This is a genomic window from Sphaerisporangium sp. B11E5 (assembly GCF_039871875.1).
Lineage (GTDB): Bacteria > Actinomycetota > Actinomycetes > Streptosporangiales > Streptosporangiaceae > Sphaerisporangium.
This window is the reverse complement of the sequence record NZ_JBDPMD010000042.1, coordinates 50273-69846: the sequence shown is the minus strand read 5'-3', so window position 1 is coordinate 69846 and position 19574 is coordinate 50273. Positions and strand designations below refer to the sequence as shown.

14 protein-coding genes are annotated in these 19574 nt (G+C 70.7%); 7 read left to right on the top strand and 7 right to left on the bottom strand.

Annotated elements, in window-relative coordinates; translation table 11 throughout:
• Nucleotides 1-6: 6 nt before the first annotated feature.
• From ABGB17_RS29645 to ABGB17_RS29630, 4 genes are all read right to left on the bottom strand, one after another.
• Nucleotides 7-1572: a serine/threonine-protein kinase gene (locus tag ABGB17_RS29645; protein WP_347635400.1), complete on the bottom strand. Its 1566-nt coding sequence runs from the start codon at nt 1570-1572 to the stop codon at nt 7-9.
• Between the two features lie 94 nt (nt 1573-1666).
• Nucleotides 1667-2962, bottom strand: coding sequence for a serine hydrolase domain-containing protein (locus ABGB17_RS29640; protein ID WP_347635372.1), 1296 nt, complete (start codon nt 2960-2962; stop codon nt 1667-1669).
• A 167-nt stretch (nt 2963-3129) separates the two neighbouring features.
• Nucleotides 3130-3804 (bottom strand): sulfotransferase family protein, encoded by a 675-nt coding sequence (locus ABGB17_RS29635; protein ID WP_347635371.1) that lies wholly within the window; start codon nt 3802-3804, stop codon nt 3130-3132.
• 121 nt (nt 3805-3925) lie between these two features.
• Entirely contained in the window at nt 3926-4984 is a 1059-nt protein-coding gene (locus ABGB17_RS29630; RefSeq protein WP_347635370.1) for an alpha-hydroxy acid oxidase, read from the bottom strand.
• A gap of 110 nt (nt 4985-5094) precedes the next feature.
• On the opposite strand from ABGB17_RS29630, the gene ABGB17_RS29625 reads away from it, so the two are divergent.
• Nucleotides 5095-6393 carry a cytochrome P450 gene (locus ABGB17_RS29625; protein WP_347635369.1) on the top strand — a complete coding sequence of 433 codons (1299 nt, stop codon included), beginning with the start codon at nt 5095-5097 and terminating at the stop codon, nt 6391-6393.
• 207 nt (nt 6394-6600) lie between these two features.
• Here ABGB17_RS29625 and ABGB17_RS29620 read toward each other — a convergent pair whose 3' ends face one another.
• A complete protein-coding gene (locus tag ABGB17_RS29620; RefSeq protein ID WP_347635368.1) occupies nt 6601-7005 on the bottom strand; it encodes an ATP-binding protein in 405 nt (134 codons plus the stop codon).
• A gap of 92 nt (nt 7006-7097) precedes the next feature.
• Here ABGB17_RS29620 and ABGB17_RS29615 point away from each other — a divergent pair, with 92 nt between their 5' ends.
• The 4 genes from ABGB17_RS29615 to ABGB17_RS29600 all read left to right on the top strand — a co-directional run bounded on the left by ABGB17_RS29615 (nt 7098) and on the right by ABGB17_RS29600 (nt 12661).
• Complete coding sequence (locus ABGB17_RS29615) at nt 7098-7997, top strand: helix-turn-helix transcriptional regulator (RefSeq protein ID WP_347635367.1); 900 nt, start codon at nt 7098-7100, stop codon at nt 7995-7997.
• Nucleotides 7990-8190 (top strand): DUF397 domain-containing protein, encoded by a 201-nt coding sequence (locus ABGB17_RS29610; RefSeq protein WP_347635366.1) that lies wholly within the window; start codon nt 7990-7992, stop codon nt 8188-8190. Before ABGB17_RS29615 ends, ABGB17_RS29610 begins: the two co-directional genes overlap by 8 nt.
• 392 nt (nt 8191-8582) lie before the next feature.
• Nucleotides 8583-11243 (top strand): pyruvate, phosphate dikinase, encoded by a 2661-nt coding sequence (gene ppdK, locus ABGB17_RS29605; RefSeq protein ID WP_347635365.1) that lies wholly within the window; start codon nt 8583-8585, stop codon nt 11241-11243.
• A 182-nt stretch (nt 11244-11425) separates the two neighbouring features.
• Nucleotides 11426-12661 carry a deoxyguanosinetriphosphate triphosphohydrolase gene (locus ABGB17_RS29600; protein ID WP_347635364.1) on the top strand — a complete coding sequence of 412 codons (1236 nt, stop codon included), beginning with the start codon at nt 11426-11428 and terminating at the stop codon, nt 12659-12661.
• Nucleotides 12662-12750: 89 nt separating this feature from the next.
• Here the strand turns inward: ABGB17_RS29600 and ABGB17_RS29595 are convergent, their stop codons facing one another.
• Nucleotides 12751-14424: a lectin gene (locus ABGB17_RS29595; protein WP_347635363.1), complete on the bottom strand. Its 1674-nt coding sequence runs from the start codon at nt 14422-14424 to the stop codon at nt 12751-12753.
• A gap of 752 nt (nt 14425-15176) precedes the next feature.
• Complete coding sequence (locus tag ABGB17_RS29590) at nt 15177-16091, bottom strand: peptidoglycan DD-metalloendopeptidase family protein (RefSeq protein ID WP_347635362.1); 915 nt, start codon at nt 16089-16091, stop codon at nt 15177-15179.
• 158 nt (nt 16092-16249) lie between these two features.
• On the opposite strand from ABGB17_RS29590, the gene dnaG reads away from it, so the two are divergent.
• Both dnaG and rpoD read left to right on the top strand, forming a co-directional pair.
• Nucleotides 16250-18109 (top strand): DNA primase, encoded by a 1860-nt coding sequence (gene dnaG, locus ABGB17_RS29585; RefSeq protein ID WP_347635361.1) that lies wholly within the window; start codon nt 16250-16252, stop codon nt 18107-18109.
• A 182-nt stretch (nt 18110-18291) separates the two neighbouring features.
• A complete protein-coding gene (gene rpoD, locus ABGB17_RS29580; RefSeq protein WP_347635360.1) occupies nt 18292-19395 on the top strand; it encodes an RNA polymerase sigma factor RpoD in 1104 nt (367 codons plus the stop codon).
• Nucleotides 19396-19574 lie beyond the last annotated feature (179 nt).

Below are 19574 nucleotides of genomic sequence, written 5' to 3'. Positions count from 1 at the left end.
GCGGCGCTACCCGCTGTTGACGCTGAAGCCGGCCCGCGCGTCCGGACCCCCGCCGGACGCGCGGGCTGTCACCTGGTGCCGGCCCGGGGGGAGTTTGCCGGGGAAGAACTCCCGATGCTGGTTGACGGCGTAGTTGAACGTGCCCTGCCGGTCCACCACCGGCATGACGGGGGACACGCGGCCCCCGTCCAGGCGGATCGTCACCCGCTGACCGGGAGACCAGCCGCGGCCGTGGACCACGAAGACCGTCCACCCGTCGCCCATCGGCTGGTTGACGAGGATGCGCGGCTTCCCGCCGGGCTCCGCGGTGCCGCCGTACGGCACCGGCGGCTCGCCGGGCGGCGGGCCGGGCGGCGGGTGGTCACGGCCTTGACGAGAGTACGGGTCGTCGCGCTGGTTGCTGAGCACCAGCCCGGCCGTGCCGCCCAGCACCAGGGCCAGCGCCACCGACAGCGCGTACACCGCCACCTGGGCGGGCCCGCCGAGCCGGCGGGGCGCGGGCAGGGAGGGCCGGTCGTCGCCGTCGTCCCGCCGCGCCGTCGCGTCCGGCGGCCGGGACGGCGGCCCGCTCGGCCCGCTCGGCTCACCCGGCGCGGACCCGGCGCCCGAGCCCGGCGGGACGTACGTCACCTCGTCCTCTTCCAGCGGCACGCCGTCGCCCGGTTCCTCGAACGGCGCGTGGGCCGCCTGCCGGTACCGCTCGATCAGCCCGACCGCGCGCGGCGGCAGCGACGCCGCGGAGAACGTCCGCTCCTCGTCGCCGGCGTGCCGCGCCATGTGGGCGAGCAGCCACCCCGCCGTGGGGCGCAGGTCCGGGTCGCGCTCCAGGCACCAGGTCACCGTGTCCAGCAGGCCCTCGGGCAGCCCGCTCAGGTCGGGCGGCTCGGTGGCGAGGCGCACCAGGATCTCCGACATGGACCTGCCCGGGTACGGCGAGTGGCCGGTCGCGGCGAACAGCAGGGTGGACCCCAGCGAGAAGATGTCGCTCGCCATGACGGCCTCACGCGTGTCGCGGGCCTGCTCGGGCGCCATGTACGCCGGGGTGCCGACCGCCTGCCGGGTCGCGGTGAGCGTCATGCGCTCGGCCGCGCGGGCCACCCCGAAGTCGATGACCCGCGGCCCGTCCAGCGACACCAGCACGTTGGCGGGTTTGAGGTCGCGGTGCACCAGGCCCGCCGAGTGGATGGAGTCCAGCGCCTCGGCGCACCCGGCGGCCAGCCACCGCACGGCCGCCACCGGGAGCGGCCCGCACAGCCGCACGAGCCGCTCCAGTGACGGGGCGGGCACGTACGCGGTCGCCAGCCACGGCACGTCGGCCTGCGCGTCGGCCGCGACGACCGGCGCGGTGAACATGCCGCTCACCCGCCGCGCCGCCGCCACCTCGTGGGCGAACCGCGCCCGGAAGTCGTGGTCGTCGGCCAGGTCGCTCCTGATCGTCTTCACCGCGACCAGGCGGCCCGCCAGGGACCGGCCGAGGTAGACCCGCCCCATGGCCCCGGCACCGAGCCGGCCGAGCAGCACATACGTGCCGACCCGCCGGGGATCCTGCCGCGACAACGGCTCCACAACCACGTGCCCCAACCCGCCCTACTCCTGTCGACCACGGAAAGTGCCCAGCCACCTCACTTTCATATCCTCCATAGTCGCGCCGGTCGTGCGGTTCAGGTCACTTCACGAAGAACGGGCGCCCGTCCATGCGGAAAACGTTCGGCGGCACCGCGGAACGGGTGGCCGCGGCGGAGGTGCCGCAGCCGGCCGCGAACACGTGGTCGCGCAGCGCGAAGTCGATGGCGTGCGCCTCGGCCTGGCCGTTCTCGTCGACGCGCTGGTACTTCATGAGGTTGATCCCGACGGAGAACTGGCGGGACGCGTCCGCGCTGGACATGGAGATGGTGCCGTACCCGAACACGGCGCCGTCGTGACCCCAGAAGCGGCCGCAGGGCAGGTCCATGGCGTAGATGCCGAGGCCGTAGAAGACGGTGTCGCCCGCCGCGTCGGGCACGGTCACGGTGGTCTGCATCTCGGCCAGCCACCGCGGGCCGATCAGGCGGCCGGTCAGCAGCGCGCGGTAGAAGGCGGACAGGTCGTCCATCGTGGCGACCACGGCGCCCGCGGTGTACGCCCACGACATGTCGTAGACGCTGTAGTCGCGCGGCGGGTCGATGAGGCCGTACAACGCCTCGTAGCCCTTGGAGTGCGGGCCCGGGATGAACGGCGTGCGCGGGAAGGCGGTGTCACGCAGGCCGGCCTTGCGGATGACGTGGCGGGTGATGTACCCCTCGGCGTCGCCGCCGGTCAGCTTGGAAAGGAGCAGGCCCGCGATGACGTAGTTGGTGTTGGAGTAGGAGAACCGCTGCCCGGGCTCCCCGGTGGCGGGGGCGGCGAGGCCGTGGGCGACGAGCTGCCGGGGGGTGAACCGGTGGAACCTGTTGTCGTCGAGGCTCGCGGGGGAGCCCACGGCCAGCGACGGGAAGGCGCCGACGACGTAGTCGCCGATGCCGCTGGTGTGGTTGAGCAGCATGCGCACGGTGACCGCCTGGCCCAGCTCGCCCGGCACGACGTCCGGGAGGTAGCGGGCGATGGGGGCGTCCAGCTCCAGGCGTCCCCGCTCGGCCTGCTGCAGCAGCGCGACGGTGGTGAAGGTCTTGGTGATGCTGCCGACGCGGTGCACCATGTCGGGCCGCACCGGCCGCCGCGTCCGCACGTCGGCGACGCCCGAGGCGCCCTGCCACCGCTCCCGGCCGTCGTGCACGGCGGAGTAGAGGCCGTACATGCCGGCGTCGCGTACGGCGTCCAGGGTCTGGCGTAACAGGGCGCGGTCCAGGGCGGCGGCGGGGGCCGCGGCCGGGGGCCCGGCCAGCGCGGTCGCGGGCACTGTCGTCGCGGCACAGGTCACCAGGGCGAGCCCGAGCGTGAGCCCGGCTGCGGCGAGCCTGCGCAGGGGCGAGCGGGTGAGCGGCATCGTCTGTCCTCTCTGCGGCGGTGCGGTCCGTGTCCTCGGGCGGTCTCGACGGTCATCGCCGGGGCCGCCCACGACCGATCGTGGCAACCGCTCCGCGCGCCGCACATCGTCCCCGCGGACGATGTGCGGCTGCGACCGGAGAACGGTGGTGCCGCCGGACGACGGAGTCAGGCGCGGGACTCGGCGACGCGGGCGGCGACGCGGGACCAGAAGGCGGCGGGGTCGTTGAGCCTCGGGTACGGCTCGTCCGGCACCTCCACGCCGAGGAACTCGCACAGCGGCTCCCAGCCGGCTCCCGGCTCGACGACCAGCAGCCGCTCGGGGGGCACCTCGCGCAGCACGGCGGCGTTGTGGGCCTCGTAGACGGCGAGCGCGTGGCCGCGGTCGGCGAACCGGCCGCCGAAGAAGCCGTCCCAGATCATGCGGCGGTGGAAGTCGGTGAACACATCCAGGCCGGGCACGACGCCACGCGCCTCGGCCACCCGCGGGTCGCCGTCCCCGGGGCCGTCGCCGAACATCTGGTAGATCGTGTCGTGCACGCTGTCGTACCAGCGCTCCGCGTCCCGCACGGTGAGGATCACCTTGGCGCCGGGGAACGTCTCCAGCAGCGGGCGCCAGTACGCCGCGCCGGGCCAGTCGACGCTCGCGGCGTACCCGGCGAACACCGCGTGCCAGTCCACCGCCTCGCCGTCCGCCGCGGCCCGCCACATCGGCAGCCGCTCGGGGTGGTCCAGCACGTGGCGGCCGTGGAAGCAGGGCCCGAACCCGAGCCGTTCCAGCGCCGCCTTCAGCGACAACGTCCCGGTGCGCCCGACACCGGCGCCGATCACCTTCAGGGTCACGTGGGAGTCCTCCCGTGCTGGCCACCGGCCCCCGGGGCCGGTGGGGTGGTGTTGTCACGCGGGTCGTCGCCGGTCACCCGGCGGGCGGGGCGGGTCGCGCGGGCCGTCACCGGCCGTCCGGTCACGCGAGGATGCCGCCGAGTTCGTCCCTGGTCACCTCGCCCGGGGTGGCGGCCCCGCAGAGGGTGAGGGCGTTCTCCAGTTCGGTGCGCAGCAGGGACAGCACGCGGCCCACCCCCGCCTCCCCGGCGGCGGCGAGGCCCCACAACACCGGGCGGCCGATCGCCACGGCGGTCGCGCCGAGCGACAGGGCCTTCACCACGTCGGTGCCGCGCCGCACGCCGCCGTCCATCAGCAGCGGCACCCGGCCGCCGACCGCTTCGGCGATCAGCGGCAGCCGGTCCAGCGAGGGGGGCGTGGTGTCGAGCTGCCGTCCGCCGTGGTTGGACACCACGATGCCGTCCACGCCGTTCTCGACGGCGATCCTGGCGTCCCGCGGGTGCAGCACGCCCTTGAGCAGGATCGGCAGCGAGGTCATGGCGCGCAGCCGGTCGAGGTAGCTCCACGAGACGTCCGGCGACAGCACCACCTGGCGGACGTGGCCGTTCTCGCCCATGTTGGCGCAGTGGATGTGCGGGGGCAGGTCGTGGAAACCGTTGCGGTCGCCGCGCTCGTTGCGGCCGAGCGCGGGAGAGTCCGCGGTGAGCACCAGCGCGCGGCAGCCCGCGGCCTCGGCCCGGCGGACCAGCGACTCGGTGAAGGCGAGGTCCGGCTGCGGGTAGAGCTGGAACCACAGCGTGGCGCCGGTCGCCGCGATCTCCTCGATCGTGACGGTGGAGAGCATCGCGGCGATCATGACGACACCGGCGGACGCGGCGGCGCGTGCGGTGGCGGGCTCGCCCTCGGGCCAGGCCAGCCGGTGGAACGCGGTCGGCGCGAGCAGCACCGGCATGGAGGCGGGGGTGCCGAGCACGGTGGTCTCCAGCCGGGGCGGGCCGCCGCCGCGCAGCACCCGGGGGACCAGCGATCGTCGCCGGAACGCCTCCTCGTTGGCGGCGACGGTGATCTCGTCCTGCGCGCCGCTCGCGAAGTAGTCGTAGTACACGGGGTCCAGCCGGTCGCGAGCCGCCGTCTCGAAGTCGCGGAGGTTGACCGGTCCGGGTGTCAGGTCCAGGGTCACGGGGTTCCCCGGGGTCGAGGGTTACACGGATGGCACCGTTGCAGGGGATTACACGGGAGGCCTTTGTGAGCTTATTTCGTATATCTGGTCCCCGCACGGATGAGAGTAACATGATCGTTTTGCTCGTCGTCTCGATTTGCGCCGTGACCCTCCCCTACTGGCTCCCGGCCGCCGTCATCGCGTTACGGATACGGCTGTTCGCCCGCATCAACGGCACCGAGGGGATCGTGATCCCCGGTGACCTCGACGTGTCCCGTTTCATGGAGGTCTACTCGCACCCCGCGGCGGACGGGCGCAGCCGCGGTGCCGCGCTGTCCGACCTGTTCTGGTACTGGCTGTCACCAGGAGCCGAGATCCACCAGGAGCACCTGGAACCGGGGCCGCTGTACGACGAGGTGGCCCGCTGCACCCGCCGCATGCTCACCATGCCGAGCCACACCGCCGACCGCCTCGCCGTGGAAAGCGTCGAGGCCGCGTACCACGGCCGGGCCGGGCTGGTACGGCTGCGCGACGAGCTGATGCCGGTGTGGGCGGAGTTCTACCACCGGGTGGTGTTCCGCGCGCCCTGCCCGCCCGAGGTGAGGGACATGATCGTGGCCAGCGCCGCCGACGTGGCCGACGCACTCAAGTGCCGCACGCTCCGGCACATGGACCGGCGCCTGCGCCTCACCGGTCATCTGAAAGCTTCACTCGGCGAGGTGCCGCACGTGCTGCCGATGCTGCTGGACGCCCGGCAGCGGGCGCTGTACCTCCAGGGCACCTTCTTCACCACGGCGGTCGTGCAGAGCGCCGAGGCGAGCGCGCACGTGCTGATGGAACTGGCCCGCCACCCGGAGATCCAGCGCCGCGCCGCCACCGACGAGAAGCTGCTGGAACACGTCATCGACGAAACCCTGCGCATGTACCCCCTGTTCGGCATCGCCCACCGCGTCACCTCCGGCGAGATCGCCCTGGACGACGGCACCGCCATCCCGGCCGGCTCGGTCGTGTGCTTCGACTACCTGGAGTACCAGCGCGCCGGCTGTCCCGACCACGACCGCTTCGACCCCTACCGCCGCTCCCGCCCCAACCACATCCCGTTCGGCGTGGCCGTGAACCGCCCCTGCCCCGCCTGGCACCTGGCCCCCCTGACCGTCCGCTCCGTGGTCCGCGAGATCCTCACCCGCCACACCCTGGAAACCACCGCCGCCCACACCCGCGCCATCCCCAACCGCGCCCCCTGCCTGGCCACCCCGAGCAACACCCGCCCCCACCTGCGCCGCACCAAACTGCTCTGGCTACGCCTCCGCGACCGCTGGGAAGACGTCGGCCGCAGCCTCACCCAACTGGTCCTCGGCACCTACATGGTCTGGCACGCCCGCCACCTGAGACTCTGCGAACGCCACTTCGCCCAACATGACTCCGCCTGAACCACCTCCCGCCCCCACCGAGAGCCCAGACCCGTTCGGCCTGCCCACCGCGGAACCTGAACCACCCCAGCCCTCACCGAGAGCCCAGACCCGTTCGGCCTGCCCACCGTGAAATGGCCCTCGCTCCGCTCGGACTGTGTTTATTGGAACCCCACCCCAAACCCCCAGGGTGGGGGCTCCGCCCTCACACCCCCGGAACCTGCTCACTCACAACTGTGCATCGAGTAAGCACTCCACCTGGAACCAGACGGCCCGCCCGGCGGTGTCCCGGCGTACGCCCCACCGGGAGGCGAGCATCTGCACGATCTGAAGGCCACGCCCGCCCTCACCCGATCTGTCGTCACGCACATGGGGAACCGTCTCACCGCCCGCGTCCACGACATCGACGTGGACGAAGTCGGAGCAGTCGGCGAGTGACACCCTGATCCGCCCTCCGTTCCTGGAGTCCGAGTGAAGTATCGCGTTGGTGACCACTTCGGAGACCAGGAGCGTCACGGTGTCCAGCGCCGGGTGATCGTCGCCGAGTCTCGCCCGCACGAAATCCCGGGCGAGCCCGGCTGAACTCGGCTCTCCGGCCAGTTCGACGACGCCCAGCAGTCTTCCTGCCCGCATGCGCTCACCTTTTCGTCCGTCATGAGGGCCGCCCCTCCTGGAGGATTCGCCCTGCCAGAGTGTCGCCAGAAGACTACGATCGGTAGCGATTCGTGCTTACCCAGCACCACACTTGGGGTGAGCAGGCTTGTGAGCACACCGATATTTCCGATATTCACCAAGAAAGGAGTGAGTTGTTCTTCCCCACCCAGGACCCCTACGCGTCCCCTCGCGGCCTCTTCGCCCAAGAACTCCGCCGGCACCGAGACACCGCCAGGCTCTCCCAGCGAGCACTCGCTTCCCGCATGGGCTTCTCGGACTCCATGATCGCCATGGTCGAAACCCTCAGGCGCGCCCCGACGGACGACTTCGCCCGGGCATGCGACAAGGCCCTCGGGCTGGACGGCACCATGTTCGCGCTCTACCGCGCCACCAACTGGAGCCAGGCACCCGAGCACCTCAGGCCCTGGCTGGAAGAGGAAGAAGTTGCAGAAACGCTTCGCAGTTGGGAACCCATGATCGTCCCGGGCCTCCTCCAGACCGAGAAGTACGCACGCGCGCTGATCTCGGTGGCCCCCGGCATCACTTCTGAGGAAGTCGACGAACGCCTCGCGAACCGCATGAGACGGCAGTCGATCATGCAGAGGCCCAAGCCCCCGGCAACCACCTTCGTGCTGGACGAAGCCGTGATCCGGCGCCGCGTCGGCGGCACGGAGGTCATGCGGGAACAACTGCGGTTCCTGATGGAGGCCGCCCGGCGCCCCAGCGTGACCGTACAGATAGTGCCGTACGAGGCCGGAGAGCACTGCGGCCTGTCCGGCGGCTTCATCGTCGCCGAACGCAACGGCATCACATACGGCGCCTATACGGACGCACAGCCAAGCGGTCGGACGATAGAGGATCGGCAGATCATCACCCAGCTCACCACTAGGTATGACGCGGTACGTGCCGAGGCTTTACCGTTCAAACAGTCACTTCAACTCATAGAGGAAGCGGTGAACCAAAGTGGGTGACCTGCAGAACGCCCAATGGCGCAAGAGCACCTACAGCACAGACGACGGCAACTGTGTCGAGGTCGCGGTGAACATGCCGGGCCTGGTCGCTGTCAGGGACAGCAAGACCCCGGCCGTTCCGGCCCTGGTCGTCACGCCGACGGAGTGGTCCACGTTCCTGGGTGGGCTCAAGGACGGCGTCGCGGGCCGTTGAGCCCTTGCCGGGGCCGCCTGTGGAGGGCGGCCGGGCGGGAGCCCCGCACCGTCCCCCTGTGAGGGCCGGGACGGTGCGGGGGGCCGGTCATGCGTGGAATGGCGGGTGTTCCGGAACGGCGGTTGGTCTACACCATTTATTGGTCTACACCATTTCAGGCGTCGCGGCGAATGTCTGGTGACCGGCCGGGAATGGGACTGCGGAAATGACCATCGGCGCTACGGGTTTCGGGGTCATGGTGGGGTGGAATCTAATTGGATTAGACCGATGCATTAGCATCTAGCTGGGAAGACGTCCTCAAGCGAGGTGGGTGACGATTAGCGTCCCGCTTCATAGGTAGAGTCCGGTGAACGGGGCGGAGGGCTCGCCGCCGAGGTCGTTAGGAGCTGGATGTGCCGAAGTACGTATACGACTTCACCGAGGGAAACAAAGACCTGAAAGATCTGCTCGGCGGGAAGGGTGCGAATCTCGCGGAGATGACGAATCTCGGGCTTCCCGTGCCCCCGGGGTTCACCATCACGACCGAGGCGTGCCGGCGGTACCTGCGGGAGGGTGGGTTGCCCGGGGGGCTCGCCGAGGAGATCGAGGCACATCTCGCGGTGCTGGAGAAGGCGATGGGCCGTCGCCTGGGGGCGCCGGACGACCCGCTGCTCGTCAGCGTGCGGTCGGGTGCCAAGTTCTCCATGCCGGGCATGATGGAGACGGTGCTCAACGTCGGGCTGAACGACGAGTCGGTGCACGGGCTCGCCAAGCGGTCCGGTGACGAGCGGCACGCCTGGGACTCCTACCGGCGGCTGATCCAGATGTTCGGCAGGACCGTCCTCGGCATCGACGGCGCACGGTTCGAGACCGTCCTCGAGGACGTCAAGCGGGACAAGGGCGTCGAGGACGACCTCGGCCTCGACGCGGGCGACTTCCAGCGCCTGGTCGAGAGGTACAAGGAGATCACCCTCGCCGAGACCGGCTCCGGCTTCCCGGCCGACCCCCACGAGCAGCTCCGCATGGCCGTCGAGGCGGTGTTCGGGTCATGGAACGCCGAGCGCGCCGTGCTGTACCGCCGCCAGGAACGCATCCCCCCCGACCTCGGCACGGCCGTCAACGTCGTGGCCATGGTGTTCGGCAACCTCGGCATGGAGTCCGGCACCGGCGTCGCGTTCACCCGCGACCCCGGCACCGGGCAGCAGGGCGTCTACGGCGACTACCTGCAGAACGCGCAGGGCGAGGACGTCGTGGCCGGCATCCGCAACACCGTGCCGCTGGAACGGCTGCGCGACATCGACCCCGAGTCGTACCGGCGGCTGCTCGACATCATGGGCACGCTGGAGAACCACTACCGCGACCTGTGCGACATCGAGTTCACCATCGAGCGCGGCAAGCTGTGGATGCTGCAGACCCGCGTGGGCAAGCGCACCGCCGCCGCGGCGTTCCGCATCGCCGTCCAGCTCGCCGACCAGGGCCTCATCGACATGGACGAGGCGCTCGGCCGCGTCACCGGCGAGCAACTCGCCCAGCTCATGTTCCCCCGGTTCGGCGAGACCGGCGGGCGCCGCCTCATCACCACGGGCATGAACGCCTCACCGGGCGCCGCCGTCGGGAAGGCCGTGTTCTCCTCCGAGCGCGCCGAGGAACTGGCGGGGCGGGGCGAGCACGTCATCCTGGTGCGCCGCGAGACCACCCCGGACGACCTGTCCGGCATGATCGCCGCCCAGGGGGTGCTGACCAGCAGGGGCGGCAAGACGTCCCACGCCGCCGTCGTGGCCCGCGGCATGGGCAAGACCTGCGTGTGCGGCGCCGAGCAGCTCGACGTGGACGCCGAGGCGCGCCGCTTCACCGGCCCCGGCGGCGTGGAGGTGGCCGAGGGCGACCTGATCTCCATCGACGGCGGCACCGGCGAGGTGTTCCTCGGCGAGGTGCCCGTGGTGGCGTCCCCGGTGGTCGAGTACTTCGACGGCAACGGCGACCTGGACGACGAGCTGGTGCGCGCCGTGGACCGCCTCATGCGCCACGCCGACGGCCGCCGCCGCATGGCCGTGCGCGCCAACGCCGACACCCCCGAGGACGCCGCACGGGCCCGGCGGTTCGGCGCGCAGGGCATCGGGTTGTGCCGCACCGAGCACATGTTCCTCGGCGAGCGGAGGAAGCTCGTCGAGGACCTGATCCTCGCCGGCCGGGGAGAGGGGCGGCAGAGGGCGCTCGACGCGCTGGAGCCGCTGCAGAAGGAGGACTTCACCGGGATCCTCGCGGCGATGGACGGGCGGCCGGTGACCATCCGCCTCATCGACCCGCCGCTGCACGAGTTCCTGCCCGACCTCACCTCCCTGTCGGTGAAGGTCGCCCTCGCCGGGGACGACGCCTCCCCGCGCGACCGCCGGCTGCTGGCCGCGGTGCGGCGGCTGCATGAGGAGAACCCCATGCTGGGGTTGCGCGGCGTACGGCTCGGGCTGGTCATCCCCGGGCTGTTCGCCATGCAGGTGCGCGCCATCGCCGAGGCGGTGGCGCAGCGGCGGGCCGCCGGGGGCGACCCGCGTGCCGAGATCATGATCCCGCTGGTGGGGGCGGTGCAGGAGCTGGAGCACGTCCGCGACGAGGCGCGGCGCATCCTGGAGGAGACCGGGGTGCGGGCCATGATCGGCACGATGATCGAGGTGCCGCGCGCCGCGCTCACCGCGGGGCAGATCGCCGAGGCCGCCGAGTTCTTCTCCTTCGGCACCAACGACCTCACCCAGATGACCTGGGGGTTCTCCCGGGACGACGTGGAGGCCGCGTTCTTCTCCCGCTACCTCGACCTCGGCATCTTCGGCGTCTCGCCGTTCGAGACGCTGGACCGCGGGGGAGTGGGCCGGCTGATGAGCCTCGCCGTGCGGGAGGGCCGCGCCACCCGGCGCGACCTCAAGCTCGGCATCTGCGGCGAACACGGCGGCGACCCCGAGTCGGTGCGGTTCTGCCACCGCATCGGGCTCGACTACGTCTCCTGCTCGCCGTTCCGCGTGCCGGTGGCCCGCCTGGAGGCGGGGCGCGCCGTCGTCACGGCCGACGACTCCGACACACGATGATTCCCGGCCCGCCGGGGTGGTACGCCGCCGCGGCGGGCCCGCTGAGGGGTGCGACGGCATGCGGGTAAGGGGGTGATAAGGGGTGCTTGACCTGGGGCGACGCGCGACGTGCGCCGGACGTGCGGAGTTTCGCCGATGTTCGTCGTTGGAGTGCCGTCCCGGGGGTAGCATCCCGGCTACCGATGGAAGGTTATGACGAGTCCGACCAGGCCAGATGGGTACCGGAACCTCCCGGCAACCCCGAGCGCAGCGCGTTCGAGCGCGACCGTGCCCGGGTGCTGCACAGCGCCGCGCTGCGGCGGCTCGCGGCCAAGACCCAGGTGGTCGGCCCGGGAGACGTCCGCGACCACGGCAGGCACGTGCCGCGCACCCGGCTGACCCACTCGCTGGAGTGCGCGCAGATCGGCCGCGAGATGGGCAAAGCGCTCGGCTGCGACCCCGACCTGGTGGAGACCGCGTGCCTGGCGCACGACATCGGCCACCCGCCGTTCGGCCACAACGGCGAAGCGGTGCTCAACGAACTGGCCGCGCGATGCGGCGGCTTCGAGGGCAACGCGCAGAGCCTTCGCCTGCTCACCCGCCTCGAAGCCAAGGTCCTCACCCCCGACGGCCGCAGCGCCGGCCTCAACCTCACCCGCGCCGCCCTGGACTCGGCGCTGAAGTACCCCTGGACTTCCGACCACGGCGCCAAGTACGGCGTGTACCCCGACGACCTCCCCGTCTTCGACTGGGTCCGCGACGGTGTCCCCGCCGGCGAGGTCGCCTTCGAGGCCCAGGTGATGGACTGGGCCGACGACGTCGCGTACTCCGTCCACGACCTGGAGGACGCCCTCCACTCCGGCCACGTCACCCCCACCATGCTCCGCGACCCCGAGGAACGCCGCGACGTCTGCGAACGCACCCTCAAGTGGTACGCCCGCGACTCCGACCTCAACGAGCTGGAGGAAACCCTCGCCGACCTGGTCGCCGAGCCGATGTGGCCCACCCGCTTCGAAGGCACCATGCGCGACCTGGTGGTCCTCAAGTCCTTCACCAGCGACCTCATCGGCCGCTTCTGCCACAGCGCCCAGCAAGCCACCACTCAGCTCTACGGCCCCGGCCTCACCCGCCACCGCGCCAACTTGATCATTCCAAGACGCATCCGCCTCGAATGCGCCCTGCTCAAAGGCGTGACCGCCCACTACGTGATGTCAAGAGCCGACCACCACGCCAACCTGGCCCGCCAACGCACCCTGATCGCCGAACTGGCCGGCATGATCACCCTAGGCGCCCCCGCCACCCTGGAACCTGCCCTCCGCCCCCTGTACACCGAAGCCCCCGACGACCAGACCAGACTCCGGGTGGTCATAGACCAGCTGGCCTCCCTGACCGACGCCTCCGCCACATCTCTCCACCACTCCCTGACCTCCCACTCCTGACCCCCGCGTTCTCGCGGCCGGGGCGCACCCGGGGCTCACCCCCACGGGCGTGGGGGTGAGCCCCGGAGAAGCGGGTCACGTCGTGGGGATCAGATGCGGTTCCAGCGTTGGTTGGCGGCGCCGGTGCAGGACCAGATGTTCAGTCTGGTGCCGTTGGCGGTGCCGTTGTTGATGACGTCCAGGCATTTGTTCGCGCTGAGGGACGTGATGGTGCCGTCGGCGTTGAAGCGCCACTTCTGGTTGTTCTGGCCGTTGCAGTCCCAGATGATGACGGTGGTGCCGTCGGCGGTGCCGTTGTTGTTGACGTCCAGGCACTTGTTGCCGTAGACGCGCAGTTCACCGGCGGCCGTCGAGGTCCACTGCTGGTTGCTCTGGGTGTGGCAGTCCCAGATGTTCACCTGGGTACCGTTGGCCGTGGAGGCGCCGGTCACGTCGAGGCACCGGCCCGAGCCCACGCCCTGGAGGCGACTCGTGGACGCGGTGGAGGTAGGCGTCGGGGTGGGTGTGGTGGGCGTTCCGCCGCTGACGCGGTACACGACGGTGCCGTGCGCCGGCACGCTCGCCGAGATGGTGCCGGTGGACGAGGTGACGGCGTTGGTCCAGGCGTCACGCAGGGTGAAGGAGTTGCCCGCCAGGCCGATGGCGGATGCCGTGGTGCTGATCGTGGTGGTGCTGCCGCCCTGGTTGAACAGGGCCACCGCGACGTCGCCGTTGCTCAGGCGTTTGGCCAGGATCCGACGGGTGCCGTCGTTGCTGACCTGGGTGGCCTGAAGGCCGAGCGTGTCCTGGTTGATGGCGATCAGATTCTGGTTCTTCAGGATCGTCGTGGTGGCGCTGTCCATGTTCCGGACATCGTTGCCCGCGATGAGCGGCGAGGCCATGATCGCCCAGAGGGCGAAGTGGCTGCGCATCTCGGTGTCGGTCATGCCGCCGCGGCCGACCTCCATCATGTCCGGGTCGTTGAACGCCCCCGGCCGCGCGTAGCCCGCCAGCGGCACGTTGACGTTGACGATGTTCTGGATGCCCATCGGGTAGCCGTTGGTCTGGCCGGAGTTCCAGGTGTTGGTGATGTCCTCGGTGGTCCGCCAGATGTTGGCGACGTCGCCCCAGTTGCGCATCGGGCCGGTCTTCTCGTGGATGCTGTTGGAGTTGATGCTGTAGAGGATCGGCCGGCCGGTGGCCGCCAGGGCGTCGCGCATCTTGGCGAAGACGCGTACCTGGTCGTTGATGGTGCCGGTGGGGGAGCACCAGTCGTACTTGAGGTAGTCGACGCCCCAGGCGGCGAACTGGCGGGCGTCCTGTTCTTCGTGTCCCTGGGCGCCGGTCGCGCCCGGGTAGGAGCCGAAGTACTGGGCGCAGGTCCGGTCCAAGGGGGCCTGGTAGATGCCGAACTTCAGGCCCCTGGCGTGCAGGTAGTCACCCAGGGCCTTCATGCCGCTCGGGAATCTGGAGGAGTTGGCCTGGAGGTTCCCGGCCGAGTCGCGGGTGGAGTTCATCCAGCAGTCGTCCACGACGACGTACTGGTAGCCCAGGTCACGCATGCCGTTGTTGACCAGCGCGTCGGCGGTCTGCTTGATCAGGGCTTCGTTGATGTTGCAGCCGAAGGTGTTCCAGGTGTTCCACCCCATCGGCGGCGTGCGGCCCACACCGTTGTCCAGCGCTTGGGCGGGAGTGGCTGACGTGAGCGCGACCGCTCCGGCGGCCAACGTCAGCATCAGGGCGGCTACAGGGGACAGCACCGCTCGTGGTCGTGTACTTCTCACGGAGAACGCTCCTCAGGGGACGGTCATCGGGGGATGTGAGGTGGCCCGCGGCGCGCGGCGACGCCCCACGTCATGGGCCTGATCGGCCATCGCTCGGCATGACACACGGGGGCCTTCGCGCAACGGACGTGCGGTAATCGGCCGTGGCCCACCGGGGGTTAGCGATAACAACTGGCCACCGCGAGGAGGTCTGGAGATACACACCGGGATCGCCTCACATCTAGCAGGAGATATCCACGCCCCTTGGCTGCCTCCAAGGGAGGAGTCGCTCCTGCTCTGTTACCGCTAACATCGGAGATCCCGGTTCGCATGACTGCTCCTGCGGGGGTTGTTGTCGGGGAGTACATCCGACTGCCGGGCGCAGCGTCAAACCCACTGACCTGGGGCATCGCGGCGGAGCGGTTCTTGCCTGGACATTCGCCGTAAGGCGATCACCTCACGATGTCCCCGAGTGTGAAAATTTCACGGAAGTCGCCGGAAGCGACTGAGGCTGACCGGCTGATCCGATCCCTGGGTGCTCGCCGGCTTTCAGCACCTCTCCGGACGTCGACCGTGACGGGACGGTCCGGGTCGCGCGTACTTTCCATTGTCGAAGCGTCGAGTTATGGCGCGTGTCAGGGATAGGGGGTGGTGGTGAAGCACAGGCCCTGATCTGCTGTACCGGTTCAGTTGCCGGGGAGTGAACAGGTAGGCCGCTTCGAACAACGGATCGGCGCGGACCGGCCGGGACGGCGGAGTGGCGTGCGCCGGGGTCAGCCGATGGTGACCTGAGGGGTGGGGATGCGGGTGGGCGACGGGGTGGGGCGGGGTTTGCGGTTCGGCTTGGCGGTGCAGTCGGTCTGGCAGCGGGGGGTGGCGCCGAGGCGGGCGCGGAGGGAGGCGACCTCGGTGCGGGGGGAGAGGGTGGGGTTGCCGGTCATCCAGGCGTCCAGGTAGGACCAGGGGTCGACCATGCCGCGGCGGATCCACCAGTACGCGGAGGACGTCTGCCAGGAGATGGCGAAGTAGAGGTTGGCGGATGCGCCTTTCGCGTCGCCGGAGTCGCCGACGGTGCCGAGGAGCTGGCCGGCGCGGACGGGGACGCCGGGGCGGATGCCGTTCTGGACGGAGTCGAGGTGGCCGCCGAGGTAGCGGACGCCGTCGCGGCCGATGATGGAGACGAACCGGCCCACCCGGTCGGCGCCGCGGTCGGTGGTGGCGGTCCAGCGGTTGCGGACGTTGGTCTCGTGCACCACGCCGTCCACGGGGGCGACGAACGCGCAGCCCTTGCCGGCCCAGATGGTGCTCTTGGGGACGGCGGCCGCCTGGCGGGGGTAGTCGACGCGGCAGCCGCGCACCGGGAAGACGTACTTGAACGGCGACAACCGCGGCGGCGGCACCCGCACGGGGGCGTCGCCCTTGGGCAGGGTCACGCTGGGCGACGCGGCGGGTTCCAGGGAGGCGGGGTCGATCTCGTCCTGGGCCGGCTCGGGCACGGCCGAGCCGGTGGGGCCGGACGCGTCGGGGGAGGCGCCGAGGCCGGACGGGGAGACTCCCGGGTCGGCGGTCAGGTCCGGGGTCGGCGCGGTCGGCGCGGGTGGCAAGGTGCTGATCCCGGCCACTCCGCCGGGGGCGGCGCAGGCCGCGCTGGCGGCGGTGACCAGCACCGCCGCGGCAATGGCGGCCATTCGCCCCGATCGCATGATCCCCACCCGTCAGACGTTACCGAAAATGAGCGTTTCCTTTGTAACGGACCTCCACCGACACCACGCACCATTCACGAAAAATCGCCCATCCTGCATGGCTGCCGTCCGGCGCCTCCCGTCCGAGCCGTAGACTCACGGGCGTGGCCGGGCGGATCAGTGACGACGACATCGCGCTCGTGCGGGAGCGCTCACCCATCGCCGATGTCGTGGGGGAGCACATCCAGCTCCGCAACGCGGGTGGCGGCAACCTCAAGGGGCTGTGCCCGTTCCACGAGGAGAAGTCGCCCTCGTTCAACGTGACCCCCACCCGGGGCTACTGGTACTGCTTCGGCTGCGCCGAGGGCGGCGACGTCATCACGTTCGTCCGCAAGCTTGAGCACCTGTCGTTCACCGAGGCCATCGAGCGGCTCGCCCAGCGGGCCGGCATCCAGTTGCGCTACGAGCAGGGCGGGTACGTCCCGGGGCGCGAGCACGGCGAGCGCACCCGCCTGCTGGAGGCGCACAAGGCGGCGGCGGAGTTCTACACCGGCCTGCTCGAGGCCGCCGAGGCCGCCCCGGGCCGCCGGTTCCTCGCCGAGCGCGGGTTCGAGCGGGCGGACGCCGAGCGGTTCGGCGTCGGGTACGCCCCCGCCGAGTGGGACCGGCTGGCCCGCCACCTGCTCGGCCGCGGCTTCACCGTCAACGAGCTGATCAAGGGCGGCCTGGCCCGCGAGGGCCGCCGCGGCCCGGTGGACCGTTTCCGCGGGCGGCTGGTGTGGCCGATCCGCGACATCACCGGCGACGTCATCGGCTTCGGCGCACGCAAGCTGCTCGACTCCGACGACGGCCCCAAGTACCTCAACACGCCGGACAGCCCGATCTACAAGAAGAGCACCGTGCTGTACGGCATCGACCTGGCCAAGCGCGAGATCTCCAAGCGCTCCCAGGCGGTCGTCGTCGAGGGCTACACCGACGTGATGGCCTGCCACCTGTCGGGCGTGCCGACCGCCGTGGCCACCTGCGGCACCTCGTTCGGCGAGGACCACATCAAGGTGCTGCGGCGGCTGCTGCTCGACCAGGCCGAGTTCCGTGGCGAGGTCGTGTTCACCTTCGACGGTGATTCGGCGGGCCAGAAGGCCGCGCTGCGGGCCTTCGCCGACGAGCAGAAGTTCGTCACCCAGACCTTCGTGGCGGTGCAGCCGGACGGCCTTGACCCCTGCGATCTGCGGGTCAAGCACGGCGACGGCGCGGTGCGCGACCTGATCGCGGGCCGCGAGCCGCTGTTCGCGTTCGCCATCCGCAGCGTCATCTCCCGCTACGACCTCGACAGCAACGAGGGCCGGATCGCCGCGCTGGACGCCGCCGCTCCGCTCGTCGCCGGCATCAAGGACCCCGCGCTGCGCGGACGCTACGCCGTCGACCTCGACCGCTGGCTCGGCTTCATGGACGAGCGCATGGTGCTGCGCCGCATCCAGGAGATCGGCGGCCGTTCCGGCGGCGCCTCGGCGCCCGCGCGGGGCGCCCGCCGTCCCGCGGCGCCCGCCCCCGACCCCACGGACCCGGTGGTGCGGGTGGAGGTCGAGGCGCTCAAGCTGGCCGTGCAGCGTCCGGCGCTGATGGGCCCGGAGTTCGACGCCCTCGGCGCCCAGGTGTTCACCGTGCCCGGCCACGCCGCCCTGTACGAGCTGATCGTGGCGGCCGGCGGCACGGCCGCGGCCGGGCCGGGCGGGCGCGATTGGGTCGACCGGTTGTTCGGGACGACCGAGGACACGGCCGTGCACGCCATGCTGACCCGGTTCGCGGTGGAGCCGCTGCGCGCCGAGATGGCCGAGGAGGAGCGTTACGGCGCGGCCGTGCTCGCCCGGCTGGCCGAGGTGGCCGTCACCCGGGCCCTGGTGCAGATCAAGGCGCGCATGGAGCGGCTCAACCCCGTTGAGCAGCAGCAGGAGTACAACCGGCTCTTCGGCGAACTGGTGGCGCTCGAACAACAACGACGGGTGTTTAGAGAACGCGCCGTCTGAGCGTAATTAACTTTACTTTCCGCTGGTCAGCACGGCCAAACGTTCATTTGATATCAATTCGGTAATGAGATCGCCTTACCATCTGTGACAAAAATAGGCCTGCCCTTTTCTGTGGGGTATACCGCAGACTATGACGCGTGGGTGCATCGGTGCTGCCAAGCGGACCGCCATCGGTTGACCAAGTGGCGGATCTTGTCGCGAGAGGAAGGGAGCGCGGGAGCGTCACCGTCGACGACGTGGCCGCCGCGCTCGACCGCTCCGAGTTGCCGGCCGACGCGCTGGAACGCGTCGTGCGGATGCTCGCCGAAAAAGGTGTGGAGGTGCTCGAGCCCCAGGGCGACGACGACACCATCCGCCCCGACGAGGAAGACGTCGGCAAGCGGGCGCCGACCAGCGATCTCGTCCGTATCTACCTCAGGGAGATCGGCCGCGTCCCGCTGCTGACGGCCGAGGAGGAGGTGGAGCTCGCCAAGGCCATCGAGGCCGGCCTGTTCGCCGAGGACAAGCTGTGCGACCTCGGGATACGCCTGGCCCGGCCGGAGTTCGAGGAGCTGGTCTGGGAGGGGGTCCGCGCCAAGCAGCGGCTCATCGAGGCCAACCTGCGGCTCGTGGTGTCGATCGCCAAGCGGTACGTCGGGCGGGGCATGCTGTTCCTCGACCTGATCCAGGAGGGCAACCTCGGCCTGATCCGCGCGGTGGAGAAGTTCGACTACACCAAGGGCTACAAGTTCTCCACCTACGCCACCTGGTGGATCCGGCAGGCGATCACCCGGGCCATCGCCGACCAGGCGCGCACCATCCGCATACCGGTGCACATGGTCGAGACGATCAACAAGCTGGTACGGGTCCAGCGTCAGCTCCACCAGGATCTCGGCAGGGAGCCCGCTCCCGAGGAGATCGCGATGGAGATGGACCTGCCCGTGGACCGCGTGGTGGAGATCCAGCGCATCGCCCAGGAGCCGGTGTCGCTGCAGTCGCCCATCGGCGAGGAGGACTCCGACCTCGGCGACTTCATCGAGGACGCCGACGCCGTGGTGCCGATCGAGGCGGCCGCCTTCATCATGCTCCAGGACCAGCTCGACGACATCCTGGCCACGCTGTCCGAGCGTGAGCAGCGCATCATCCAGCTCCGCTTCGGCCTCTCCGACGGCCACCCGCGGACCCTGGAGGAGGTCGGCCGCGAGTTCGGCGTGACCCGCGAGCGCATCCGCCAGATCGAGTCCAAGACCCTCGCCAAACTCCGCCACCCCACCCGGGCGCAGATGCTGCGGGACTACCTGGAGTAGGTCAGGCTCCCAGAGGCCGGTGACCGGGCACCCCGCCGGGTCGCCGGCTTCTTCGTACCGGGGGGCTCCCGGCGGCGCTCGTGCGGCCCGTCCCGGAGGCGGCCCGTCCCGGAGGCGGCCCCTCCCGGATGAGGCGTGCGCCGGCGTCCGGTGCGGGGTGATCCCGGCGGCGCCGGGGC